The following is a 23,885-nucleotide window of genomic DNA, read 5'->3' as shown; positions in this document are numbered from 1 at the left end:
AGAATTTCAGTTAGCATAGAAGCAATGACCTAATATAGGAGTGGAGAATGTCCGCTAAACCTTCAATTTTTAAAAGGATCTTAACCATTTTGTGGAACACCATAAACGGTACCCGTAAAGTGATCCTCAACCTGTTTTTCTTTGGTTTCTTAGCCATTGTCATCGTTGCATTGAGCAGTGATGATATGCCTGTAGTCGAAGATGGTTCTGCTTTAGTATTGGACCTTGCTGGTGCTGTTGTTGAACAAAAACGACAAATTGATCCCATTGAAGCTGTAATGAAAAATGGTAAAGCCAATGACGGAAGCGGAGAAATTCTACTGTCAGAGCTTATTCATACCATTGATAACGCAGCGAGCGACAAACGCATCTCTTCAATAGTGTTAGATGTAGGTCACCTACAATGGACCGGCATCAGTAAATTACAAAGCATTGGTGATGCACTCAGCCGCTTTAAAGAGTCAGGTAAACCGATCACTGCTATAGGTAATTGGTATGGGCAGAATCAATATTTCTTAGCGAGCTTTGCCGATACAATTTATCTCAATACTCAAGGTTCTGTCGAAATTAATGGTTTAAGCCGTTATCGCCAATATTACAAGTCTGCGTTAGATAAGCTAAAAATTAAGGCTCACGTGTTCCGTGTTGGTACCTTTAAGTCTGCAGTAGAACCATTCCTACGAGATGACATGTCAGATGCTGCAAAACAAGCCAATACCGAACTGCTCGGTGATATCTGGTCTAGCTATGAAGCCACAGTCGCGAAAAATCGTAACATCAACCCTGAAGATATAGTGTTGAGTGCCGATCGTTATATCAGTGAATTAGATAAAGCCAAGGGGCGCTCTTCTGATATGGCACTTAATATGGGCTGGGTTGATAAGTTAGTTTCGGCTGAACAATTTCGCTTAGATATGATTGCCCAAGTGGGCGAAGCCAGTGACGGTGACCAGTATAAACAGATTAGCTTCTATGATTATCAAACCTTAGTGCAGGAGCAACCACCGCTTATTATCGAAGATGCCGTTGGCATAGTCGTCGCTAAAGGCAACATTCTTAATGGTAACCAACCAGCGGGCCAAATTGGTGGCGAAAGTACCTCGGCGTTGCTACGTAAAGCTCGTTTCGACGAGACGGTTAAAGCCGTTGTGCTTCGCGTTGATAGTCCTGGTGGCAGTGCTTTTGCATCAGAGCAGATCCGCCAAGAGGTACTCGCACTTAAAGCAGCTAACAAGCCTGTAGTGGTCAGCATGGGAAGCTACGCTGCGTCCGGTGGTTATTGGATATCGGCGAGTGCAGATTATATCTTTGCAACGCCTACTACCCTCACAGGCTCTATTGGTATTTTCGGCATGGTCACCACATTCGAAGATTCCCTCGCCAGTATAGGTATACACACTGACGGCGTAGCAACCTCTGATTGGGCAGGGTTCTCCACCACTAAAGGGATTAGTGAGGACTTAAAAGCGATAATTCAACGTCACATTGAACGCGGCTACCATGACTTTATTTCTTTGGTTGCCAACGAACGTGATATGGACTTAGAACAGGTCGATGGCATAGCGCAGGGCCGGGTTTGGTCCGGTAAAAAAGCGCTTGAGCTTGGGTTGGTCGACGAGCTAGGAGATCTAGACGTTGCCATCACTAAGGCCGCTGAGCTCGCAAAACTTGAAAAGTTTGACACTCAACTCATTGAACAGGAGTTAACGCCTCAAGAACAGTTTATTCAAGAGATGTTTGCCACGGTTTCAGTGTACCTGCCGATGAGCAGTCAACAAGGCGGAATGCTAGAGCAACTTCTATCGCAATTTAGTCATATAGCTGAAGAGTTTAATGCCTTTGATGATCCTAATGGCGTTTATCTGTACTGCGATACCTGTAACTTTTAGTAACCATTAAACAAAAGCCCGCTGAAGCGGGCTTTTTTATTATTCCTTTCCTCAGTATAATCTCGCCACCCTCGGCAATAACTATAGTAAGAAGCACAATGAAAAAACGTTCCATCTACGTTGCGTACACTGGTGGCACCATAGGGATGCAGAAAACCGCAAATGGCTTCGCGCCTGTGCCTGGGTTTTTAACCGATTGTGTCAATGATATGCCGGAGTTTTTCCATGAAGAGATGCCCCACTTTGAGATCAGCGAATATCAGCCGCTAATAGACTCTTCCAATATGGCCCCTACCGATTGGCAGATGATTGCCAACGACATTAAAGCCAACTATGACAAATACGATGGATTCGTTATATTGCATGGTACCGACACCATGGCATTCACCGCTTCAGCACTCTCTTTTATGCTTCAAGGGCTGACCAAACCTGTAATTGTCACTGGATCACAGATCCCACTGGCGCAGCTCCGTTCAGACGGTCAAACAAACTTATTGAATGCGCTGTACATTGCCGCCAACTATCCCGTTGCCGAAGTCTGTCTGTTTTTCAACAACAAACTGTTTAGAGGAAATCGCACCACCAAAGCACATGCCGACGGTTTTGATGCCTTTGCCTCGCCAAATTTCCCTATGCTGTTAGAAGCTGGAATCAAGATAAGAATGAAGGCTGGCAAAATCAGTCACACCAGTGAAAATAGATTGGAAGTGGCGACGATTAGCCCGCAACCTATTGGTGTAGTCACTCTTTACCCGGGGATCACCAATCAGATCATCGACAACATTTTACAGCAACCTGTTAAAGCACTTATTCTGCTTACATATGGGGTTGGCAATGCGCCACAAAACCCACAATTACTCGATTGTCTTAGAAAAGCAAATGACCGCGGCATTGTGTTAGTCAATCTCACCCAATGTTTGCAGGGCAAAGTAAATATGGGCGGTTACGCCACTGGCAACGCTCTTGCTAAAGCCGGTGTTATCAGTGGCTTTGATATGACGACCGAAGCTGCACTGACAAAATTACATTATCTGTTATCGACCAAATATGGCGTCGAAGAGATCAGAAGCTTGATGCAGAAAAATCTATTTGGCGAACTTACTGAAGATTAAAAAAAGCCCCTAATATACTGAGCAGTATTAGGGGCTTTATTACTTTCATTGGGCCAATTATCGACGGGCCAAATTACAACTCATCTTCTTTAAAGGCTGCAATATTCTCGCCTTTAAATTGACGCTTAAGCTCCGCTTTAGAGAGCTCATTGACCCCTCCTTGACGATTAATGGTGAAATGATCGGTTTGATTTAAACGCCTGGCTTGGTAAAGCATCACTAACTGCTGAGTAGAATCTCGCTGCTCAGCTGATAACACGCTACCATCTTCCCATTTCCCCAGTTCTACGGCGCTAAGTAAACGCGCGTAAACCTCATCGGGCATCTCATCAATCATCTTATTAATATCTGTCATACACTTTTCCGCTTATGAAGCACAATACGAACTCTAGCTATTAGATAACCCACAAATCCAAAGACAAAACAGGCGCCAGCAACGGTTGCACGCACTCCCTCTGCAGGCTCTCCGCCCCAAAACCATATTACGACGCCAGCAATAAACAGTGTCATGGCAAAAAAACTCTGATTCATTAACTGATTACTGCGCTTAATGTGGCTAATACGGTTAAGCGATTCGTTTTCACCACTCAGTTTAGATGAACAGTGCGGACACGCCTTAGCAACACTTGAAATGCGCTTACTACAACTTGGACATTCAACTAGCGCCATCTTGTTACCCTATTTCAATTTGTCAACAACAGCCAACATCGCAAGTAATGAGGCTTCACCTAGGTAAATTGAACGCTCAGGCGACCAACCAGACATAGGATCAGACATATTGGCGTTGTCTTTAAACGGCATCTCTAAAGTATTGGATAAGCAACCAAAGGTTTCTGCAACCCAATTAGAGGCGACGGTGAGGTTGGCTTTGCCTGGCTCATCCTTGTCATAGCCAAACTCATTTTGAAAATCAGCACTGGCCATCAGTAGAGCATCGACAAATGAGGTTTGTAACGCGGCCATAGACTCCGTGTAACGAGGAACACCTTCACAACCGGCTAAGAAGACATAAGGTAAGCCCTCATCGCCATGCACATCGTAATAAAGGTTAACCCCTGTTTCCTTCATCTTGTTGACCACATGGTAAACTTCAGGACTTTTCTCTAGTGAAGGGCTTTGCCATTCGCGGTTAAGGTTAACCCCTATAGCATTGGTACGCAGATGACCACGAACACTGCCATCTGGATTCATGTTTGGCACGATGTAAAAGTTCGCTTTATCTAACAGCGCTTTTGCTGTTGGGCAATCGCTATCTAACAAGTTATTCAGTAGACCTTCAACCAGCCATTCGGCCATGGTTTCACCTGGGTGCTGTCTTGCTGTGATCCAAATGTTGGCTTTATCTTCATCATCATCACCGACCTTAACTAACGTCAAATCACGTCCATCAAGGGTCAATCCTAATTGCTCAAGTGACACTAATGGATGCACTTGAACCGCACTTAACAAGTCTTGGTGGCGCTCATAACTGTATGGTGCAAAATACGCAATTTGAATTGTTTCACAATCAAGATCCACCTCAATTGTGAGCTTACCATCTTGATAAGAGGTCGGCAGTCTAAACCACTGTTGTCTGTCGTATGTAGCAACAGCTTGGTAATCTTCCCAGCCTTTAGTATATGACGCTTTATCGGCATTAACGATATTGAGCGTGTAACGTTGACCGACATTGCCGTGGAGTTTGAAGTTAAACCATTGAAAAAACTCACCACCTTCATCTGGCCTAATAGCAAGTTGCACATCATTAATATCGTCTTGGTTAATGACTTCTATATTTCCGCCATCAAAGTTAGCAGTGATCAACATATCTATTCCTTTATTAGGGTAAAAACGCAAGGCTCGAAGCCTCGTCAATGCCCATAGGATAAACTAATTAGCTGCAATTTCGCAGTGGCGAACGATAAAAAAACTGCATCTTAGTGTCGAGTGATTATTTATTCCCAAAAGAATATAGTGAGAGCAAAACGCCCAATGCCAAGACTTAAGCACTAAAGCTGTAACCTTGCCCTCGAATCGTATTGATCAGCGACTTGGGTAGCTCGGTCTCCGCCAGTTTACGTCGGGTATTACTAATATGCATATCGAGGTTACGATCATACTGGCCTAACTCTTTATTGAGCACACTACGCTGTAACTCCTGCTTAGTCACGACTTCACCCTTTCGATCAAACAGATAGCGAAACAAGTCAAATTCGGTTTGAGTTAACTTTAGCTTTCTATGGCCCACCATGATGCTGGTATCCACCTCATTAAAATCTATCTCTCCAACCTTAAATCGACTTGAGGTTTCATCATTAGTTTTAACTATGTCTATTCTTCGTATTAATGCGGTCATTCTTGCCGATAACTCCCTGATGCTAAAAGGCTTAGATAAAAAATCATCTGCGCCAAGTTCATATCCCTTTACGCGTCTATCCTCACTATTCTTGGATGAAACAAGAATGACTGGTAGTTTATTGGTTCTTGTTTTTAAGAAACCAAAACCATCGAGTTTAGGCATATCTATGTCTAATAAAATCAGATCAAAGGTATATTGATTAAGCGCTTCTAAAGCTTGTAGTCCATCATCGACACAGTGCACAATATAACCTAATGATAATAAAGAGTTTGCCAACATCTCTCGTGACACCAATTCATCATCAACCACTAACACCTTACACATCACACAACCTTAACGATAATCATTATCATTAAGGTTACCGTTTTTTTTGAGTGGTTGCTAGTAGATTTTTATTATTTGCTTAGGGTTTGAGACCTGTATCAAACGCCCACAAAAAAGGCTGCAATAAGCAGCCTTTTTTTATATTAACGCTTCTAGTTCATCATTAATGTTCTAATGTGCTTAACAGGCGCACTTCCATAGCTTAAGAAGGATTCGTGGAAATTTCTAAGATCAAATTTATCCCCCTCTTTGACTTTCAACTCCTCGCGAAAGTCATAAATCTCGCGATAGCCAGCATAGTAACTGGTTAATTGAACTTGGCTCAATGTCGCACGTCGCCATTTACCTTCGGCTTCAGCACGTTGTTGAAATGCTTCTTCCGTCATCAGTTTTATTGCTTCATCTTCTGTCATGCCATTAACTTGAATGCTGTAATCGAGAATGGTGTTAGCAATCACCCGTAAATTCCATTTGTAGTACATCAGCCACATCTCTGGCTCAAAATTACCATAGCCCTCTTCTAACATCATACGCTCTGTGTACACAGCCCAACCTTCGACCATAGCGCCGTTACCAAACAGGCTTTTAATCAAACTTGGTGATTCATTAGAGTAAACCAACTGAGTGTAATGGCCTGGTATCGCTTCATGGATATTGAGTACCTGCAGTATCCAGTGGTTGTATTCACGTAGATAACTCTCCGCAGACTCTTCGCTCATACCATCTAACGGGGTGACGTTGTAATAGGTATTGCTTGACTTCTCATAGGGGCCAGGAGCACTGATAGACGCGCCGGCAAAGCCTCGCATATATTCTGGGGTTTCACGCACAACCAAAGGTTTGTTTGGATCGAGTGTGACCAACTGTTTCTCGTTGACAAACTTAACCAACTCCGGAATTTGCGCACGGACTTCATCGACAAAGTCCTGGCGTTTAACATGTTTAGTCGACAGTTTGTCGATCAGTTGGCGTGTTGCCAGATTAGCATCCGACGGCATAGGGGAACTGAAATACTTGGACCAAAGGCTCGTAGTGATCTTTGCCATTTCACGCTGCACACGATTTTTATCTGCAACCGCTTTCTCATATAACTGCTTTGCCGTCATGCCGGATTGAATATCAAAAGCAAATTTTTGCTCGTACAGCGCCTCTCCGATACGGAAACTACGTGCGCCGTCAGTTTCAAGTTTACTTTCTAGTGACGATAGCCATTCAATGTGTTGTTTAATTGATGTCGTTGCCAACTCAAATCGAGTGTTGAACAGTGCTTTTTCTTCTTTGCTTAGGCCTGACTTATCGACCATCTCTAACAATTGATCGGAGAACACCGAAAATGCACCTTGATTTTGCATGACCGCAAGTTGTGTATGTTCTAGAGTTGGGTTGCTGATATTTTCTCTAGCAGCCACATAATAAGCGGGTACATTTTCCATACGTGCTAAAAATGAGCGCAAACGATCATCGAGCGGTGCAAACTCTTCATTTATCAACTGAGCAAAACCACCTGCAACATTGTATGACGACGGATCCCATTGCCAAGACTTAAATGTCTCTATCTCCCAACGGTCACGTTCAAGAAGGTTTTCAATCAAACGGTAGTCAATTAGATCTTTAGGGCTTAAAGACTGGAGATCAAACTGTTTCAGCTGTGCAAGTTGACCATTGATAAAGGCTAGAGAATCGGTGCGGCTGGCTGAATTTGGCACCTTAAGCACACCATCATATTTATGATAACCACTGTATAGCGCCCAGGTAGGCGCTTCTTGCCAAAATGCTTCGATGAACTGCTCAGAAAAATGGGTAAATGCACTGGCTTGCTCAACACTAGTCACTGCGGCTTCTGGTGCCTTTTTTGACTGACATGCAGTCAATCCAGTTAGACCGATTAGGATGGCTGCCGCCAACATCGTTTTTTTCATTATGCTATTCCCTAATTTATTTTGTTTTTATCATTGTTACTATCGGTGATCTCGCGCCGTAGTTAATCATGTTCGCTTGCAAAATGCAGCTAAAGCCTTGCGCTTGAAAAAGCTTGTTACAAAGTGTTGTATTTGATCAGTTAACATCACCGCGGTGCGCTGTTACCCAATCTCTTACCTCAGAAAATGGATAGCGCTCTAAGAGACCAAAGCCGCTGATTTGTCGCAACCTAAGCTTGGCAAATATTGGTGTAGTCAGTCCACATAGGGCTCTAGTCAGCAAAATGTTACTTGCGGCTGAGCCAAGTTTCGCAATCAAGTCGGCGCAAGTTTGCTTAAAGTCTAAAGATGCCAGAGGCGTGAGCTGGCTACTACGAGGCAGAGTGGCCTGCCCTGATAGACAGACAGAACAATGACCGCAGTTGTGAGTGAGCTGATGATCGGCAAAGTAGTTAGACAGCGCACGACTAAGACAAGTCTCACTGGCTAACATGGCGATCATGGCATCTATACGCGCAATCTCGCTGACCTCTTTATCAATAAATTTTTGGTATAACTGCGCAGAAAGGGACTCAACGTCGATATGTTGTACAAGTACTTCGTAAACTTGGGTCATCTGCTTAGTTTGTAGCTCTATTAGCCCCTGCTCTTCAAAATAGTTGATTGCTGCAACGACTCGACCTCTGTCGCTAGGATAAATGTGGTTTAACGCACCAAAGTCCAAGGTATACCATATTTTTGCTTTCGCGCTGCTAGCAAGTATCGCGGAAATAAATTGGCCTCGCTCTGCGTCAAACTTGGCGACTAACTGTTTTTCATCGATGAGTAATTTAAACCGATACTCTGCAAAATAACTCAATGTGGGCTTAATAAACGCAAGCATCTCTAAGTACACTAATAACGTTTTTAAACTGAGTATTCTGATATTAGTTTTAGCCGACAGGCTGTTAAACATGATTTCCCATCGAGTTCCAGAAGATGCAGCACAGGCTATATCAGCTAATACATCAGCAATGGCGCTTTTTTCTGGCGTATCACCATAAACAAAGTTTTGCAGCACGTTAAGGTTGTCGGTATTGGCTAAGACCAGACAATCTGAGGCTTGCCCGTCTCTTCCCGCCCTACCTATCTCCTGGGCGTAATTCTCAATCGACTTAGGGAGATCATAGTGAACAACAAACCGAATATCACTCTTGTCGACTCCCATGCCAAAGGCAATTGTGGCCACGATAACTGGGCATTCTCCGGTCATGAACGCACCTTGAATAGATTGGCGCCGCTCGTTGTCCATTCCGGCATGGTAGGCCATCGCATTAATACTTGCGCCGCGCAGTGCCTTAGCGACCACCTCAGCAGTTTGCTGTAGAGTGACGTAGACAATGCCACTTTGATTAGCACGTGCTGCGATCCACTTAACCAACACAGTTTCTTTGGCGGATTCTTTGGTACCTTTAACGTGTAAATTTAAGTTGGCTCGATAAAAACCTGTAGTTGTGATATCCGCAGAATCTATTGCAAACTTACGCCCCATATCTTCAATCACTTTTGTCGTTGCCGTTGCCGTCAACAATAACGTCTGTGGGATCCCCAATTCTCTCTGATAACTTGGCAATTTCAGGTAGTCAGGCCGAAAGTTATGGCCCCATTCAGAGATACAATGCGCCTCGTCGACAACTAATAAAGACACTGGAATATTGCCAATAAACTCTCGAAATCGTTCATTGTTAAAACGTTCAACCGAAATCATTAGTATCTTGATTTCCCCAAGCTTAACCCCTTGCATCACCCTCGCCGCTTCTTCTCGTGTTTGAGTAGAGTCAATGCTTGCGGCTGGGATCCCTCTGCTTGCCAAAAAAGATAACTGATCTTGGATTAACGCAAGCAGTGGCGACACGACTAACGTTAGATGAGGCAGGCATAATGCAGGCAATTGATAACAAAGGGACTTTCCAGATCCCGTAGGAAAAATTGCGGCAGCGCTGCGACCAGACATTATGGTGTCAATAACAGCCTGTTGACCTGCTCTAAAATGTTCAAAACCAAAATGCTGTTTAAGGAGTTTTTGCAAGACCTAGTGTCCGTCAGATATTAATGAAACAAGTCTGCCTTGCTGTGCATCCGCGCGCAAGACACATTATGGGATTAAATCTCGGCAAATTAATGGGATCGAATACGTTTAAGCTTTGGGCCAACCATCACCACAGCGGCAACTATCCTTTGACAACCCCCACAAGGTTACTACAATGATCTCAGTGTTCGCCTAATAAAAGCGCGTATTAAATTGATTTTCAATAACCTAATTAGAATTGCTAAACCTTATTGTTACGCACTTTATTCACTATTTTTTGTGAGTGGCTTTGCTACTGCAACAGATTCCGAATTTCCTAACCATATCACCATAGCGACTCAACACTGGCCACCGTATCAACAAGAGGTCAATGGCATACAAACAGGCTTCAGTATTCATGCACTGCGTTGTGTAATGGCTAAGATGAAACAAAGATATAAGGTTGTATTCGTACCATGGGGCCGCGCCCAAAACGGTGTTAAGACAGGCCAATATGATGCATTTTTTGCCGCCTCACAAAATGAGTGGCGCGATGAGTTTGCAGTACTCAGCAACACTTTTATCGAGCAAAAATGGAAGTTCTATCTGCACAAAGATAGCACGCTTAGCACTGACATTGATTCACTCAAAGCCAGCGCAGTATTTGGTACACGAATTCACTCTAATACCGACCACTGGCTGCATAAAAATGAATTTCAAAAAATACGACAATTTGGAAGTATTGAGCAATTGGTCAAATTACTGAGTAATAAACGTATTGACGCCATTATGGAAAATGCACTGCTGTTTGAAGAAGAAGTATTGAAAGCTGGATACACAATGTCCGATTTTAAAGTCATTGAAAATATGGATTACAACTTAGGAGTCTACTTTAGTAAACGCTTACTAAAAAAATACCCACAGTTTTTATCGACATTTAATAAAAATACCAATGCATGCATCTATGCGCACGATTAGTGCTCTGAGGCCATCAAGGTAAATTGAGCTACGATAGGGTTATGATCGGATGCGGCTGTTTTGAATGAGGCGGCGTGTACCAAGTTTAAGCCCCTGTAATAAAGGTGATCAAGGGGATATCCAAATACCCTATGGCGAAAATCGCTCTTATAACGGGCTTCTTTTAGTTTCAATCGAGCCGTCAATTCCTCGACAATCTCCAGACGTTCATTGCGCCAAGTATTAAAATCACCCGCAAGAATCACTGGCCCCTGATGTAATGCAATTTTCTTAGCAACAACCTGCCACTGTTGTTCATAACGCTGTAAACGCCAATCAAAATTGATCCCATGAAGGTTTACCACTAGTAAGGTTTGTCCATTAGAGAGTAAATAGCTTGATACCAGCGATGATTTGGCGAATCTAATCCAGGGTTCAATAGCATGAAAGGCACAACTGTGTGAGGGGCTCGCAGTTGAAAGGTTCATCACACCGACAGGTGTACTAAAGAGCTTAAAGGCTTTAGCCATGGCTAAATGGAGGCCATTAGCCGTAATGAACCTATCCAGTTTTAGGGAGAGTTTTGCTTCCTGTAATAAGATTAAATTAGCATCGTTCTCAAGGCTTGTGAGCGTCTGTTGCCACTGCGGTTTTTTCTGTTTATAGATATTCCAAACCGCGAGGTTGAGTACGCCCTTATTATCAATTGGCTGAGTAGAATTATGCTGACCACAGGATGAACTGATTAAATGGGCCTGCTCATCCATCACAACCTCCGCTTTACCGTTCATTAAGGTGACACTGAAAAGATAGCCCACGGTTAGCCATAACACCATCACAGTAGCGGTTTTAACAGACCTGAGTTTCATCCTAGTTCCTTGCACATTCCTTAGACACCAAACGCGGAGCTAGTGTAAACGAATTCACTGCCCCAAGTTGATTAAAATAGCGATAAACTTATCTATTTAAAGAAAAAGGCTTTACAATTTGGTCATTAAAAGCACGTTTTATTCTGGGTATTATTAGCCTCCATGGAAAATGTACATCAATTTATAGCCATCGCTGGGGTCATTCTTTATTGGCTGATTCTTGGCGCCATCTCTATCAGGCTGGTAACCAAGCGGCGTTCGATTGGCGTAGCGTTCTCCTGGCTACTTGTGATCTACTTTATCCCTCTTCTGGGCATTTTTGCCTACATTCTATTTGGCGAGCTAAATTTAGGTAAAACCCGTGCAGATAGAGCTAAGGCAATGTATCGACCTTATGCACTCTGGTTTAAGTCGGTGACTGACAACCATCCGCACCGGCCAACGTTTCATAGCGCCTATGCAGAATCCTTAACTCAACTGTGTCTCAATAGGCTTGGAATACCCGCGCTCCCGTGTAATCATCTAGAGTTACAGACGACGCCAGCACAGATTTTAGGGGCGCTGGTTGACGATATTAATTCCGCCACAGACAGTGTTCATATGGAGTTTTACATTTGGCATCCAGGTGGTATGGCTGACAAGGTCGCACTTGCATCAATTGACGCCGCCACACGCGGTGTTGATGTGAAAATTTTATTGGATGCCGCCGGCAGTCGCGACTTTTTTAAATCACACTGGCCAGAGTCGATGCGCGCGGGCGGAGTGACCATCACTCAAGCCCTTAAAGTTAGCCCTTTAAGGATGTTTTTTCGACGATTAGATCTCCGTTTGCATCGCAAAATTGTTGTTATAGACAATACCATCGGCTACACAGGCTCCATGAACCTAGTGGATCCCGCCTATTTTAAACAAAATAATCATGTTGGACACTGGATAGATATCATGGTCAGGGTAAACGGCCCTGTTGTTCCGGTGTTGAGCGCCGTTAACGCTTGGGATTGGGAAGTTGAAACCAATGAGCGAGCACTACCTGCCTCCCCTAAGAGCTTTGACACATTCAAAGAATCTATGTCGCACGGTACCAAGATCGTGCAGGTCATCCCATCAGGTCCGGGCATGCCCGATGATTTAATCCATCAAGTACTACTGCAGAGTCTTTACCAAGCGCAAAAACAGATCACCATCACAACCCCCTACTTTGTTCCCAGTGAAAATCTCCAAAAAGCACTAATTAACGCAGCGCATAGAGGTCTTGAGGTTGATATCATCGTCCCGCGCAAAAATGATTCAACCATGGTGAAGTGGGCAAGTCGGTCATTCTTTGGCGAACTATTAGAAGCAGGTGTGAATATTCATCGGTTTGAAGGAGGTTTACTGCATACAAAGTCGGTATTGATTGACGAAGAACACTGTTTAATAGGCACTGTGAACCTAGATCTGCGCAGCCTATGGCTTAACTTTGAGGTCACTCTTCTGGTAGATGATCAAATGTTTGCACAGCAACTCGCTAAGCTACTTAAGGAGTATAAAGCCAAATCGCAAACATTAGATAACAAGCGTTGGCAAAAGAGGCCTTTATACAAACGTTTTATAGAACATCTGTTTTATCTTTTCAGCCCATTGTTATGATCATCACTGATTAATGATTTAAGGGTTATGGCCATCCCACTTTAACTGTTGATAAAATGGATATTTTTCTAACAACCACCAAGATGATGCCCCATCCGTTGGACGGTGCAGAGGATTGGAGAGTTGAATTAAGGTTCTATTATTCCATTTTTTTAGTGGGAACAGATGGCTGGTGACGCCATGCTCTTGCATTAACTTTAGAAAAGAGCCATTAGCAATAGCGATCTCTAATCCATAAGTGAGGCGTTCTGCCAATGCACTGTTATCTTTATCGACATAGAACCACATGTTAAACGGATAGGTGATGAGAAAATCATCAAAAATAACCAAATCATTACCATTAAGCATATGATATTGTTCTATTTCACTGTAGCCTTCGTGGATTCCTCTAGGAAAATAGTCACATCGTCCCTTTGATAGCATCAAAAAGTTTGACTCAAACTTATTGACCGTTAACACCGATAACTGAGCAGCTTCAAGTATTGCAGTATCAGGCCAATGTTGACCTTGGCATGCCGTTAGCCCTTTTAAATCTTCACGGCTTTTTATCGCCAAAAATTTATGTCTATCTGATTTTCTAATAATCACTGCTCGTATACCTAAAATCCCTCCTAATAGATCAACGGGTATCAAACGATAGTCGACATCACGAGAAATACTTGCCCCAGCCCAAACCACATCGAGATAAGCACTGCCATCAAGTAACCGAAACCAACGACCTTGGGTCATCGGCTCTGAACTAACAACAAGCTGTGCTTCACCAAATTTAGGTTCAGATAAGTTCAAAGCTAGCGAAATGAGACTGGTAAAGTAGGAGTGTGCCGTATCGGTGTCAGATTGCGCAGAAACCGTTCTAACAACCTCAACTTTCTTTTCATTTGCAAACAAGGTCAATGATATACACGATAAGAAAAAAACAAATAATGCTTTAAAAGGCTTATTTACCATACCAAAGGAGCTTTAAAGAGGGGCTATTTACAAAGTGTAGACGTTTTTATCTGAGACAGTATCAACGACCACTGAATGAGCTGGACTGGATTCAAACACTATCGATGAGACCGTTGATGAGATATAACTAAATAACAATAAGCGATAAAATCAGAAGACAATTTAGAGAATTTGCTACCGGAAAGGACTCGACCTATTGAGTGTTACTCTGGCGCTAAAACAACAAAGGGAACCAGTATGACTGATTCCCTTTGTTTTATTTGGCGGTGAGAGAGGGAGTCGAACCCTCGATACGTTACCGTATACACACTTTCCAGGCGTGCTCCTTCGGCCACTCGGACACCTCACCAATTTTTGTTAGCAGTAGGTGTAAACACTACTTTCGCTTGCTAACGGGGCGCTACTTTACGCAAAAGGCCAAAGTGGGTCAAGTTAAATAACTGCTGCGTCAAGCGTTTGCGTAATTGATCACCAATTACCGCTAAATTCCTAATGCTTGCACTACTGCTTAAACTTAGCGACAAGTTGAGACATTGCATTTACATCCGTCAACAGAGCTTCATTTAACATGCTTAGTTTGTCAGATACTTCTTGGGTGTTTCTATATATATCACTGATTTTCATTGCGTTTTGATGTACTTCTTCAGACACCGCTGACTGTTCATGGGTGGCAGCAGCGATCTGCTCATTCATGCTATCAATAATACTGACTTCACTGACAATTCTAACTAACTCCTCACCAGCTTTCTTAGACTCCATTACGCTGCTTTCTGCGCGTGTTTTACCCGTCGCCATGGCTTTCACGGCTAGTTGTGCACCGCGCTCGAGCCGCTCTGTCATGCTACGTATGTCTTCTGTTGACGTTTGAGCACGTTGAGCAAGGCTTCTAACTTCATCTGCAACCACCGCAAAGCCTCTCCCCATCTCTCCTGCTCTTGCCGCTTCAATGGCTGCATTCAAGGCTAATAAGTTAGTCTGCTCTGCGATACCACTAATGACACCTAGCACATTAACAATACCTTTAATGTCTTCATCTAGATGATGAATCGCTTGAGATGCCTCTTCAATTTCTACTGCCAGAATATTTATCGACTCAGCAGTCCGCTCAACCTCAATACTGCCCTCTTTCGCTTCTTTATTGGCCAAAGCAGAAGCTTCTGAGGCCTGCACCGCATTTTGTGCAATCTCCTGCACCGTAGCGCTCATTTCTGTCATTGCTGAAGCAACCTGATCGACCTCGCTATGGCCTAACGCCACGTCGTTTCGCATCTCTTTTGCGTAGCCTTCCATCTCTTGGGACGCTGTAACGAGTCGTTCAGTATTAGTGCGTACGTGGCCAATAACCACTTCAAAATCTTCCATCATGTGGTTAAACGCTATGCCTAGCTGACCGATTTCATCTTCACCTAACAGATCGACTCTGACACTTAAATCGTAGTGCTTTTGCGATTGCGTAACTTTATTATGAAGGTGGTGCAAAGAACGGTGCAAATATCGACCAATAGCCAATGACAACCATATGACCGTCAAACCGGAACCCACCATCACAGCAATAATAAACCAAACCAAGCTGTTGGCCTGATCATAAGCCATTTGCGTTTTTTCAATCAACGATGTCGATAACTTTTGCTCAAATTGGCGAATATTATCGATACGAGCAGTAGATTTGGCGAACCACTCAGTTGCACTTTGCGCCTTAAGCTCTGTAGCGTCTTGCTTGAAGGCAACGAGTCTTAAAGCGTTAACCGAAGAAAACGCGCTGCCCGCCGTAAGCTGTTTGTAATCGTTTTGCACATTAGGTTGTGACAACGCAATAAAACGCTCTTGGTAAGTATTTTGTTCTGACACTAAGTTAGCAAACTTTAAAAACATGTTGGGTTTAAAACTTGAATTACCAAAGGTAGAGCTCAGCACGGCTCGCTCAATGCCTGCTCGCTCTTTCATCTGTAAATAGGCACTGAATGCCGCCGCTTGAATTGCAATAGCCTGATTCGCGCCAGCTTGTGCTGTGCTATCGACGATAGACAGCAAACTTGCGTTTAACTGGCTGTAATAGCCAACTTCGTCAGCGACCGATATGGACAATGAGTCGACACGACTTCGCATAGTCGCCAATTGGCTCAACTGATTATTGACCTTGGCTAATTGACTAGCAAAATCATCTGGCAATGGGTTGTTTTTAATAAACTGAGTATATGCATCATGCTGCGTATCTGTAGCGCGTCGTTGCTGTGGTAATTTATCGCCAAAATTTCTACCACTGGAACCTAAGAACCCAGCACTCATACCGCGTTCTTTTTGTAACTCGTGTACTAAATTGCCGTTAACGACAGCAAGCTTAGACAGCACTTCCACTTGTGCTAAACCAACGCTTAACAGGTATTGGCTGTACACAACATATAAGCCGAACATCAGCGCACCAACGATTGGTGGAACAATCACCAATAGCAGCTTGTTTTTAATTTTAAGATTGCTAATCCATTGCATATTAATCATTTGTCGTCCCTAACATATCTGTTTTCTGTACGTGGCCACAATGTGTGCTAATCAAACCCTAAATCAATGTAACTGCGAAACTTGAGCTACCATTTAGCGCAGTGGTTAATTCGTTAATAACTGAAAATAATTGAGTTTTACTAAGTTATAAGGTTTTATCACTAAGTGCGATACCTAGCAATTGGTATTAAGTCTAGTATAAGACTCATCGGAATAAAGCCGTATTCGCTCAACAGGCAATTATGCCCTCGTAGGAAAAATACGCTAAGCCTATACACCAGGTTATTTCGACACTAAATTATTAGCTGTTTGCGACAAACAAGTGAAAAAATGCTGGCGAAAAAAATGCCTAATTCGCAGTTAGCGATTAGGCATTTTTTATAAGGTTTACATCGTGGCGATGCCACATTAATCAAGCTGTTTAAGCGTTACCTTTGACTTTCATGTTGAGCGTTTTAGCAAAGTTCAGCATACGATCTAGCGGTATTAAGGCTTTCTCTCTTAGCGAATCGTCAACAAAAATCTCATGATCAGAAGGGGTATTGTTGATTAATGCCGATTCAATGGCTTTGAGTCCATTCATTGCCATCCACGGACAATGTGCACAACTTCGACAGGTTGCACCGTTACCACCAGTTGGTGCTTCAATCAGCGTTTTATTTGGCGCAGCTTGCTGCATCTTGTAAAAAATGCCGCGGTCGGTGGCAACAATAAACATATCGTTGTCCATGGTTTGCGCTGCTTTAATCAGCTGACTGGTAGAGCCCACAGCATCGGCCAGCTCTACCACACTAGCGGGCGATTCAGGGTGAACTAACACTGCGGCATTGGGGTGTAGCAGCTTGAGCTCTCGCAGTGCTTTAGCTTTAAATTCATCATGGACGATACACTCGCCTTGCCACATCAGCATATCAGCGCCGGTTTCTTTGGCAATATAGCTACCTAAATGGCGATCTGGCCCCCAAATAATCTTTTTCCCTTCACTGTCTAAGTGCTCAACGATTTCAAGTGCAATACTCGATGTCACCACCCAATCTGCACGGGCTTTAACAGCCGCTGAAGTATTAGCATAAACCACCACGGTATGATCGGGGTGAGCATCGCAAAACGCCGAGAAGCTTTCAATTGGGCAACCGACGTCTAATGAACAAGTAGCCTCTAGCGTTGGCATCAATACCGTTTTTTCTGGGCTCAAAATTTTTGAGGTTTCTCCCATAAATTTAACACCAGCGACAATAAGGGTTTTAGCTGGGTGGTCACGGCCAAAACGGGCCATCTCGAGCGAATCAGACACGCAGCCGCCAGTCTCTTCGGCTAAAGCTTGAATTTCAGGGTCGGTATAATAGTGGGCGACCAACACTGCTTCTTTTTCAACCAGCAGCTGTTTAATTCGTGCTTTATACGCCTGCTTATCAGCATCGCTTAATGGCACGGGCTTTGGTGGAAAAGGATATTGGATATTTTCAATACTTGGGGCTATCTGACTCATGCTCAAACCAAAGAGTGGGACTAATTAGCGGCATTATACTTAATCTAATTAGAAAGATTAACCATAGAAACAAAAAAGAGCGCATAGCGCTCTTTTTATCACATCCGTTGTTTAGCGCATCGCTAACAACATCTCTTGAGGTTGCTCTAGATAGTGCTTCCATAGATTACAGAATCGCGCGATGGTGCCACCATCAATAACACGATGGTCGCCAGACCAACTGATCTGCATGATCTTACGTGCCTCGACTTCACCTTTTTCATTAAACCTGGGCAAGGTTTGCAATTTGCCTAACGCAACAATGGCAACCTCTGGCTTATTGATAATAGGTGTTGCGATGGTACCGCCTAGTGCGCCAATATTCGAGATAGAGATGCTTCCCCCCTTCAAATCTTGTGGTGCGACTCTACCGCTGCGGGCATCTTTAGTTAGACGGGTAATTTCACTGGCCACATCTAAAATCGACTTTTGCTGCACGTCTTTAACATTGGGCACTAACAATCCCACTTTTGAGTCAACGGCCATGCCAATATTGTGAGAACCAACATAGGTTAGCTCGCTGCAATCAGCGTTAACACGACTGTTTATCACGGGGAACTCAGTCAATGCTAATGACATTGCCTTCATGAAAAATGGCATCATGGTTAGCTTTAACTCATCAGTTGAGTAGCGCTGTTTCATGCTTTCACGCAGTGCCACTAATTCAGTTAAATCTAACTCTTCACAATAGGTAAAGTGTGGAATAGATGATACTGATTCCATCATCAACTTAGCCATCACCGCCTTAACGCCACGAATGGGTTCGACTCGGTCTCCTGTTGAGACACTCAATGTTGAGGTGACTGGTTTAACAGGTTCTGCCTCAGTAATGGCTTTGTTAGTGTTACCGCCGCGATAGCGTTCAACATCTTCTTTATAAACGCGGCCGTGTTTGCCACTGCCAGGGACAGCTCCCAAGTCAATATCGTAACTGCGTGCTAAACGTCTCACAGCAGGGCTGGCAAGTGCTTTACCCTGCGACGCAGGCTCAGCTGTTGCTTGAGTCTCGCTATCAGCAAGCGGCTGCTGTTCAACCAGCTTAGTTACCAATGGGGCATTTTCGCTTTCCACTTCAATGGCAAATAGCGGCGAGTGGACACGGGCCAACTGACCTTTACGATAATGTAGCTTAACAACTTTACCGCTCTTGATGGCAGGGATTTGCACCAAGGCTTTATCAGTCATTACATCGGCAATGGGCTGATCTTCAACGACGACATCGCCCTCTTCCACGAGCCATTCAACCAATTCACATTCGACAATGCCTTCGCCGATATCTGGTAGCAAGAATTCTTCAATAGCGGTGCCATGAGTTACAACGTCTGCTGCAGGCGCGCTTTCAACTCCGACTTCAGGTTCGCTTACTACGTTGCTGGTTTCGCCATCAAGCTCAACTGAGTAAAGAGGGGCGTGCACTTTGGCAATTCCCCCTTTTTTGTAATACAGCTTAGTGATCACACCGCCATGGGGAGCAGGGATCTGGACTAAGGCTTTATCGGTCATAACGTCAGCGATAGGCTGATCTTCGGTGACAACATCACCCTCGCTCACGAGCCATTCAACAAGCTCGCACTCTACGACCCCTTCCCCAATATCGGGCAAAATAAAATCTTTAATCATGCCTTTAACTCCCTAAAATTTCATTGATGCTTTAATCGCTTCAAAAGTTTTGAGCGCATCAGGCATATATTCTTTTTCATGAACTAATGGATAAGGCGTGTCTAGTCCGCACACTCGGCTAATGGGTGACTCTAAATAAAGAAAACACTCTTCTTGTATTGTTGCGGCAATTTCCCCCGCAAACCCACCCGTGAGCGGTGCTTCATGGTTAATGAGCAGACGGCCTGTTTTCTTTACTGAGGTGGCAACGGTTTCAACATCCCAAGGTGATAAGGTTCTTAAGTCAATAATTTCACATGAGATCCCTTTCTTAGCCGCCATTTGAGCCGCTTCTTCAATAATCTCCATCTGCGCGCCCCAAGCTAGTAGGGTAATATCTTTACCCTCTTTAACCACTTCTGCTTTACCTAACTCGATTTCATAGGCTTCATCAGGGACTTCGCCAACATTGGCACGATAAAGGCGCTTAGGCTCGAAGAAAATCACTGGGTTTTTGTCTTTAATCGAGGCGAGCAAAAGTCCCTTAGCTTGATAGGCATTACGCGGCACAACGACTTTTAAACCCGCAGTTTGCGTAAAGTATGCTTCTGGCGACTGAGAGTGATAATGACCACCGGCAATACCACCACCATAAGGGGTACGATAGGTAATGCCCCCAACATCAAATTCGTTACCGCTGCGGTATCTAAACTTGGCCGACTCATTAACAATTTGGTCAATTGCAGGGAAGATATAGTCTGCAAACTGAATCTCAGCAATCGCCGTCATACCATTTGAGGCTAAGCCGTTGGCAAATCCAGCGATACCTTGCTCAGTTAACGGGGTATTAAAACAGCGATCTCGGCCAAACTTGTCCTGCAAACCCGATGTTGCGCGAAATACTCCGCCAAAATGACCAACATCCTCACCAAACAGAACGGCTTTTTCGTCTGTTTCCATTGCGATTCGTAATGCATCATTGATCGCTTGTAACATATTAATCTGTGCCACGGCTTACACTCTCCCTGCACTGTTTGGATAAGAATCAGGATATTTCTTGATATGCTGTTTTAATGACGTTAACTGAGCCTTAAGACGAGGGGTGGGTTCGTCATAAACATCCTCAATAATGCCATCAAGGCTAGGAACTGGTAGTTTTTCAGCCACTTTAACCGCTGCAAGCACCTCTTGGCGGTACTTTTCATACAAAGCCACATCGGTTTCTTCAGCAAGCCAGCCTTTGTTCATCATCCATAACTTAAATCGTTTAACAGGATCGTGCTGTTGCCATTTAGCTTCTTCCTCTTTAGACCGGTAACCAGAGGGGTCATCTGACGAAGAGTGAGCGCCAAGACGATAAGTCATCGCTTCAATTAGTACCGGTGCGTTGTGTTCTAAGGCATAAGCTCTGGCTTGCTGCGTTGCTGCCAGCACGGCCAACATATCATTGCCGTCAACACGTATAGTATGCATTCCGTAACCAACGCCACGACTCGCAATGCCATTACCAACGAACTGCTCACTGGTTGGGGTTGAAATCGCATAGCCGTTGTTACGACAGAAGAAGATAGTGGGTGACTTCAGTACAGCAGCCATGTTTAAGCCAGCATGAAAATCGCCTTCAGAGGCTGCGCCCTCACCGAAATAACAGATAGCGACATTACGCTTACCTTGCATTTTTAAGCTGTAGCCAACACCAGTAGCTTGTGGGATCTGTGTTGCCAGTGGTGATGAGATAGTCTGATAATTTAACGCCTGACTACCATAATGAATCGGCATCTGGCGGCCTTTACCCAGATCTTTCTCATTGCTGAACATCTGGTTCATAAACTGTTCAGTGGTAAAGCCACGATAGCGAATGGCTGCATGCTCGCGATACTGGGCCAAAATAACATCACCATCATCGAGTGCCGCAACACTGCCAACAATTGAGGCTTCTTCACCTGTACAGGTCATATAGAAGCTGATGCGTCCTTGACGCTGCGCGCCAAGCATCCTTTCATCTAGGACTCGCGTGAACACGCAAGTATCATGGATTTTTTCAGCCAAAGCTTGGTCAATAACGGGCAATACTGCGCTCTCGTAAGCAGTACCATCGGCTTGAAGGATCTTTAAAATAGGGATTGAAAGCGAATCCTTATCAAGAAAACTGACTCTGTGGACAGTCTCTGTCGTGCTGTTTGCGTTGCTCATACCATTCTCTTATCAGCTGAGTATTCTTGTTATCCGATACGAACGATGACACTCGCTCGCCACTCATTTATTTCTACGCGGCCTTAAACTTACGTTAACGTAAACTACCTATCAAGCCAAAGACACCTAATGCGACTAACTAGGCTAGATACTTGTTGTATATCTAGCTTTACATGATGCTTAATGCCATGACCGTACTAGTCGATATTGCTTGGATCGGCTGGGATCAGGCACAACACAGTTCGCTGACCTACTGGGACATTCGCATTTGGAAATACGATAGATTCGGTCGCGGCTTCCACTTTAATGTCCATATCGCCATCTTTGGCTAATATGTATCCTTTTGGAAATGCGGTAAAATTCTCAACATTATTGGCAAAGGTAAACTCAAAGTGCTCGGTCTGCTTGTTGATGGCACGGTTTACTTGATAAAGATTAACCTTAGAGGCATCAAACTCATCACAATCTAACGCTTGTGCGGTCATTAAACGCGTTAGCATCTCTTTTAACGCGATAAATCGCGTCATATCATTTTGCCCCATTGGCATCACTTTACCCAGTTCAATAGTAAATGCGTGAGCTTGGTAATTGTTAGAGGAAAAATAACTGAATGTAGTCGTTGGCTCGTGATGAAACAACACGGTATCGATACCTGACGCAGCCAAGAACATGATCTGTTTTGCGCTATATGCTTTGCCTTGTCTAAAGGGGTAAATGGCAAATTTTTCATGCTTAGATCCCCTAATGGCTGTATGCAGATCATAGTGTAAGCGCTCTGAGTCGGCGTTTCCTCCAGCAAAGAATCGATCTACGTACTGCTCTAATTTCTTGGCCCTGACCCGTTCTCCATTAGTTAATCCCTCTCCTTCTGAGTGAGCACCACTGAATAAGCGATTTAAATTCTCTTCAATGAATCGGGTGCCGTTATGAATTGCAGGAGGATTGCCTATTAAAAACATAATGCGATGTTTAGCGATCAGTGTCTGCTTAAGAAGCTGACTAATCAATGTATTACATAGTTCTATCGGTGCCGTTTCATTACCGTGAACCGCCGATGACAACACAATATCTTTAGCCGCTATTTGGTCACAATCTTTTGGGGTAAAAACAATCACACCAGTGTCCCATACCTCTACCTGAGTATGCTTGCCAAGTTCAAAAGCGAATGGCTCAGAGATTGCTTTGGGATTATCAAGGGTGAACTGTAAAAAGTTTTGATTCTTAATCTGTGCTTGTAACAAGTAAAGCTCCTTAATTTAAATCATTTCTGACACTTATTCTGGTGTGCCTTAGCTAGAAATGACTCCTTGAATTTATTTTCGACATTTTTTTCTGCCTGAATAGTACCACTTAACGTGTTAATCAGCCATTTATCCACTCAATGGAAAAGGATAAATGCGAAATTTAACAGTTGCAATTTATGAAAAATTACCACAACATAAAGCCGTCTAGCCATCTAAACGTTTAAACATCTATTTAGGCTGGCAGTAATTGTAAATAGTGGATCAGAAAGTGGAGTAAATTATGGCCATCGCAACATTTGGTGCAGGGTGTTTTTGGGGTGTTGAGTACTTTTTTAAGCAAATTGAAGGCGTCGACTCAGCAACTTGTGGCTATATGGGCGGCAACGACGCTACGACAACGTACGAAGAGGTCAAAGCGGGCGCGACTGGCCACGCTGAAGTGGTACAAGTAGAGTTTGACGAACAAGCCGTTAGTTTCGACGAGCTATTAGCCGTATTTTGGTCTAACCATAACCCCACCCAGCTGAATATGCAGGGCGGCGATATTGGAAACCAGTACCGAAGCTGCATATTTTTCCACAATAGCGAACAGAAAGCGCAAGCTGAAGCATCAAAGTTGGCGTTAACACGCAGCGGAAAATGGGGACTCAGACATATCGTCACTGAAATCGTACCTGTGCTGACCTTCCACCAAGCCGAAGACTATCACCAAAATTATCTCGAAAAGAATGAACTACCAAGTTGTCACCTTACCTATTAGAGGACAACAAATAGCATTAAAAAAGCCAGTTTA

General features: G+C 43.8%; 19 protein-coding genes and 1 tRNA gene. 5 read left to right on the top strand and 15 right to left on the bottom strand.

Annotation, left to right across the window (positions count from 1 at the left end; all coding sequences use genetic code 11):
• The first annotated feature begins 47 nt into the window (after positions 1 to 47).
• Positions 48 to 1,889, top strand: coding sequence for a signal peptide peptidase SppA (sppA, locus tag BEL05_RS20270; RefSeq protein ID WP_028763877.1), 1,842 nt, complete (start codon positions 48 to 50; stop codon positions 1,887 to 1,889).
• A gap of 98 nt (positions 1,890 to 1,987) precedes the next feature.
• Complete coding sequence (gene ansA, locus BEL05_RS20265; RefSeq protein WP_069672214.1) at positions 1,988 to 3,001, top strand: asparaginase; 1,014 nt, start codon at positions 1,988 to 1,990, stop codon at positions 2,999 to 3,001.
• 73 nt (positions 3,002 to 3,074) lie between these two features.
• Here the strand turns inward: ansA and BEL05_RS20260 are convergent, their stop codons facing one another.
• The 6 genes from BEL05_RS20260 to BEL05_RS20235 form a co-directional block, all read right to left on the bottom strand.
• Positions 3,075 to 3,356, bottom strand: a complete 282-nt coding sequence (locus BEL05_RS20260; RefSeq protein ID WP_028763875.1) for a YeaC family protein — start codon at positions 3,354 to 3,356, stop codon at positions 3,075 to 3,077.
• Entirely contained in the window at positions 3,353 to 3,670 is a 318-nt protein-coding gene (locus BEL05_RS20255) for a hypothetical protein (protein WP_028763874.1), read from the bottom strand. The genes BEL05_RS20260 and BEL05_RS20255 overlap by 4 nt, the downstream gene beginning before the upstream one ends.
• 9 nt (positions 3,671 to 3,679) lie before the next feature.
• Positions 3,680 to 4,807 (bottom strand): M14 family metallopeptidase, encoded by a 1,128-nt coding sequence (locus BEL05_RS20250; RefSeq protein ID WP_069672213.1) that lies wholly within the window; start codon positions 4,805 to 4,807, stop codon positions 3,680 to 3,682.
• A 175-nt stretch (positions 4,808 to 4,982) separates the two neighbouring features.
• Positions 4,983 to 5,663, bottom strand: a complete 681-nt coding sequence (locus BEL05_RS20245; RefSeq protein WP_028763872.1) for a response regulator transcription factor — start codon at positions 5,661 to 5,663, stop codon at positions 4,983 to 4,985.
• Between the two features lie 152 nt (positions 5,664 to 5,815).
• The gene (locus BEL05_RS20240; RefSeq protein WP_069672212.1) at positions 5,816 to 7,582 is read right to left on the bottom strand and encodes a DUF885 domain-containing protein; all 1,767 of its coding nucleotides are present in this window, start codon (positions 7,580 to 7,582) and stop codon (positions 5,816 to 5,818) included.
• Positions 7,583 to 7,718: 136 nt separating this feature from the next.
• The gene (locus tag BEL05_RS20235) at positions 7,719 to 9,650 is read right to left on the bottom strand and encodes a RecQ family ATP-dependent DNA helicase (protein ID WP_069672211.1); all 1,932 of its coding nucleotides are present in this window, start codon (positions 9,648 to 9,650) and stop codon (positions 7,719 to 7,721) included.
• 279 nt (positions 9,651 to 9,929) lie between these two features.
• Here BEL05_RS20235 and BEL05_RS20230 point away from each other — a divergent pair, with 279 nt between their 5' ends.
• A complete protein-coding gene (locus BEL05_RS20230) occupies positions 9,930 to 10,607 on the top strand; it encodes a substrate-binding periplasmic protein (RefSeq protein WP_175427357.1) in 678 nt (225 codons plus the stop codon).
• Here the strand turns inward: BEL05_RS20230 and BEL05_RS20225 are convergent.
• The gene (locus tag BEL05_RS20225; RefSeq protein WP_069672209.1) at positions 10,604 to 11,455 is read right to left on the bottom strand and encodes an endonuclease/exonuclease/phosphatase family protein; all 852 of its coding nucleotides are present in this window, start codon (positions 11,453 to 11,455) and stop codon (positions 10,604 to 10,606) included. The genes BEL05_RS20230 and BEL05_RS20225 overlap by 4 nt on opposite strands.
• Positions 11,456 to 11,617: 162 nt before the next feature.
• On the opposite strand from BEL05_RS20225, the gene cls reads away from it, so the two are divergent.
• On the top strand, positions 11,618 to 13,084 hold the full coding sequence (gene cls / locus BEL05_RS20220; RefSeq protein WP_069672208.1) for a cardiolipin synthase: 1,467 nt from the start codon (positions 11,618 to 11,620) through the stop codon (positions 13,082 to 13,084).
• 18 nt (positions 13,085 to 13,102) lie between these two features.
• Here cls and BEL05_RS20215 read toward each other — a convergent pair whose 3' ends face one another.
• The 8 genes from BEL05_RS20215 to astE form a co-directional block, all read right to left on the bottom strand.
• A complete protein-coding gene (locus tag BEL05_RS20215; protein ID WP_139151926.1) occupies positions 13,103 to 13,978 on the bottom strand; it encodes a substrate-binding periplasmic protein in 876 nt (291 codons plus the stop codon).
• Between the two features lie 315 nt (positions 13,979 to 14,293).
• A tRNA-Ser gene (locus BEL05_RS20210) sits at positions 14,294 to 14,381 on the bottom strand.
• A gap of 152 nt (positions 14,382 to 14,533) precedes the next feature.
• Positions 14,534 to 16,525: a methyl-accepting chemotaxis protein gene (locus BEL05_RS20205; protein WP_139151932.1), complete on the bottom strand. Its 1,992-nt coding sequence runs from the start codon at positions 16,523 to 16,525 to the stop codon at positions 14,534 to 14,536.
• Positions 16,526 to 16,949: 424 nt separating this feature from the next.
• Complete coding sequence (gene nadA / locus BEL05_RS20200) at positions 16,950 to 18,017, bottom strand: quinolinate synthase NadA (RefSeq protein ID WP_028761896.1); 1,068 nt, start codon at positions 18,015 to 18,017, stop codon at positions 16,950 to 16,952.
• A 111-nt stretch (positions 18,018 to 18,128) separates the two neighbouring features.
• Positions 18,129 to 19,676, bottom strand: coding sequence for a dihydrolipoyllysine-residue acetyltransferase (locus BEL05_RS20195; RefSeq protein ID WP_069672206.1), 1,548 nt, complete (start codon positions 19,674 to 19,676; stop codon positions 18,129 to 18,131).
• A gap of 12 nt (positions 19,677 to 19,688) precedes the next feature.
• Positions 19,689 to 20,666, bottom strand: coding sequence for an alpha-ketoacid dehydrogenase subunit beta (locus BEL05_RS20190; RefSeq protein WP_069672205.1), 978 nt, complete (start codon positions 20,664 to 20,666; stop codon positions 19,689 to 19,691).
• 3 nt (positions 20,667 to 20,669) lie between these two features.
• Positions 20,670 to 21,848: a thiamine pyrophosphate-dependent dehydrogenase E1 component subunit alpha gene (locus BEL05_RS20185; RefSeq protein WP_069672204.1), complete on the bottom strand. Its 1,179-nt coding sequence runs from the start codon at positions 21,846 to 21,848 to the stop codon at positions 20,670 to 20,672.
• Positions 21,849 to 22,045: 197 nt separating this feature from the next.
• Positions 22,046 to 23,089 carry a succinylglutamate desuccinylase gene (gene astE / locus BEL05_RS20180; protein ID WP_069672203.1) on the bottom strand — a complete coding sequence of 348 codons (1,044 nt, stop codon included), beginning with the start codon at positions 23,087 to 23,089 and terminating at the stop codon, positions 22,046 to 22,048.
• 283 nt (positions 23,090 to 23,372) lie between these two features.
• Here astE and msrA point away from each other — a divergent pair, with 283 nt between their 5' ends.
• Positions 23,373 to 23,852: a peptide-methionine (S)-S-oxide reductase MsrA gene (gene msrA / locus BEL05_RS20175; RefSeq protein WP_028761901.1), complete on the top strand. Its 480-nt coding sequence runs from the start codon at positions 23,373 to 23,375 to the stop codon at positions 23,850 to 23,852.
• Positions 23,853 to 23,885: the final 33 nt, after the last annotated feature.

The organism is Shewanella colwelliana (genome assembly GCF_001735525.1).
In the GTDB taxonomy this organism is placed as follows: Bacteria; Pseudomonadota; Gammaproteobacteria; order Enterobacterales; family Shewanellaceae; genus Shewanella; species Shewanella colwelliana.
This window is presented reverse-complemented; position numbering and strand designations above follow the sequence as displayed.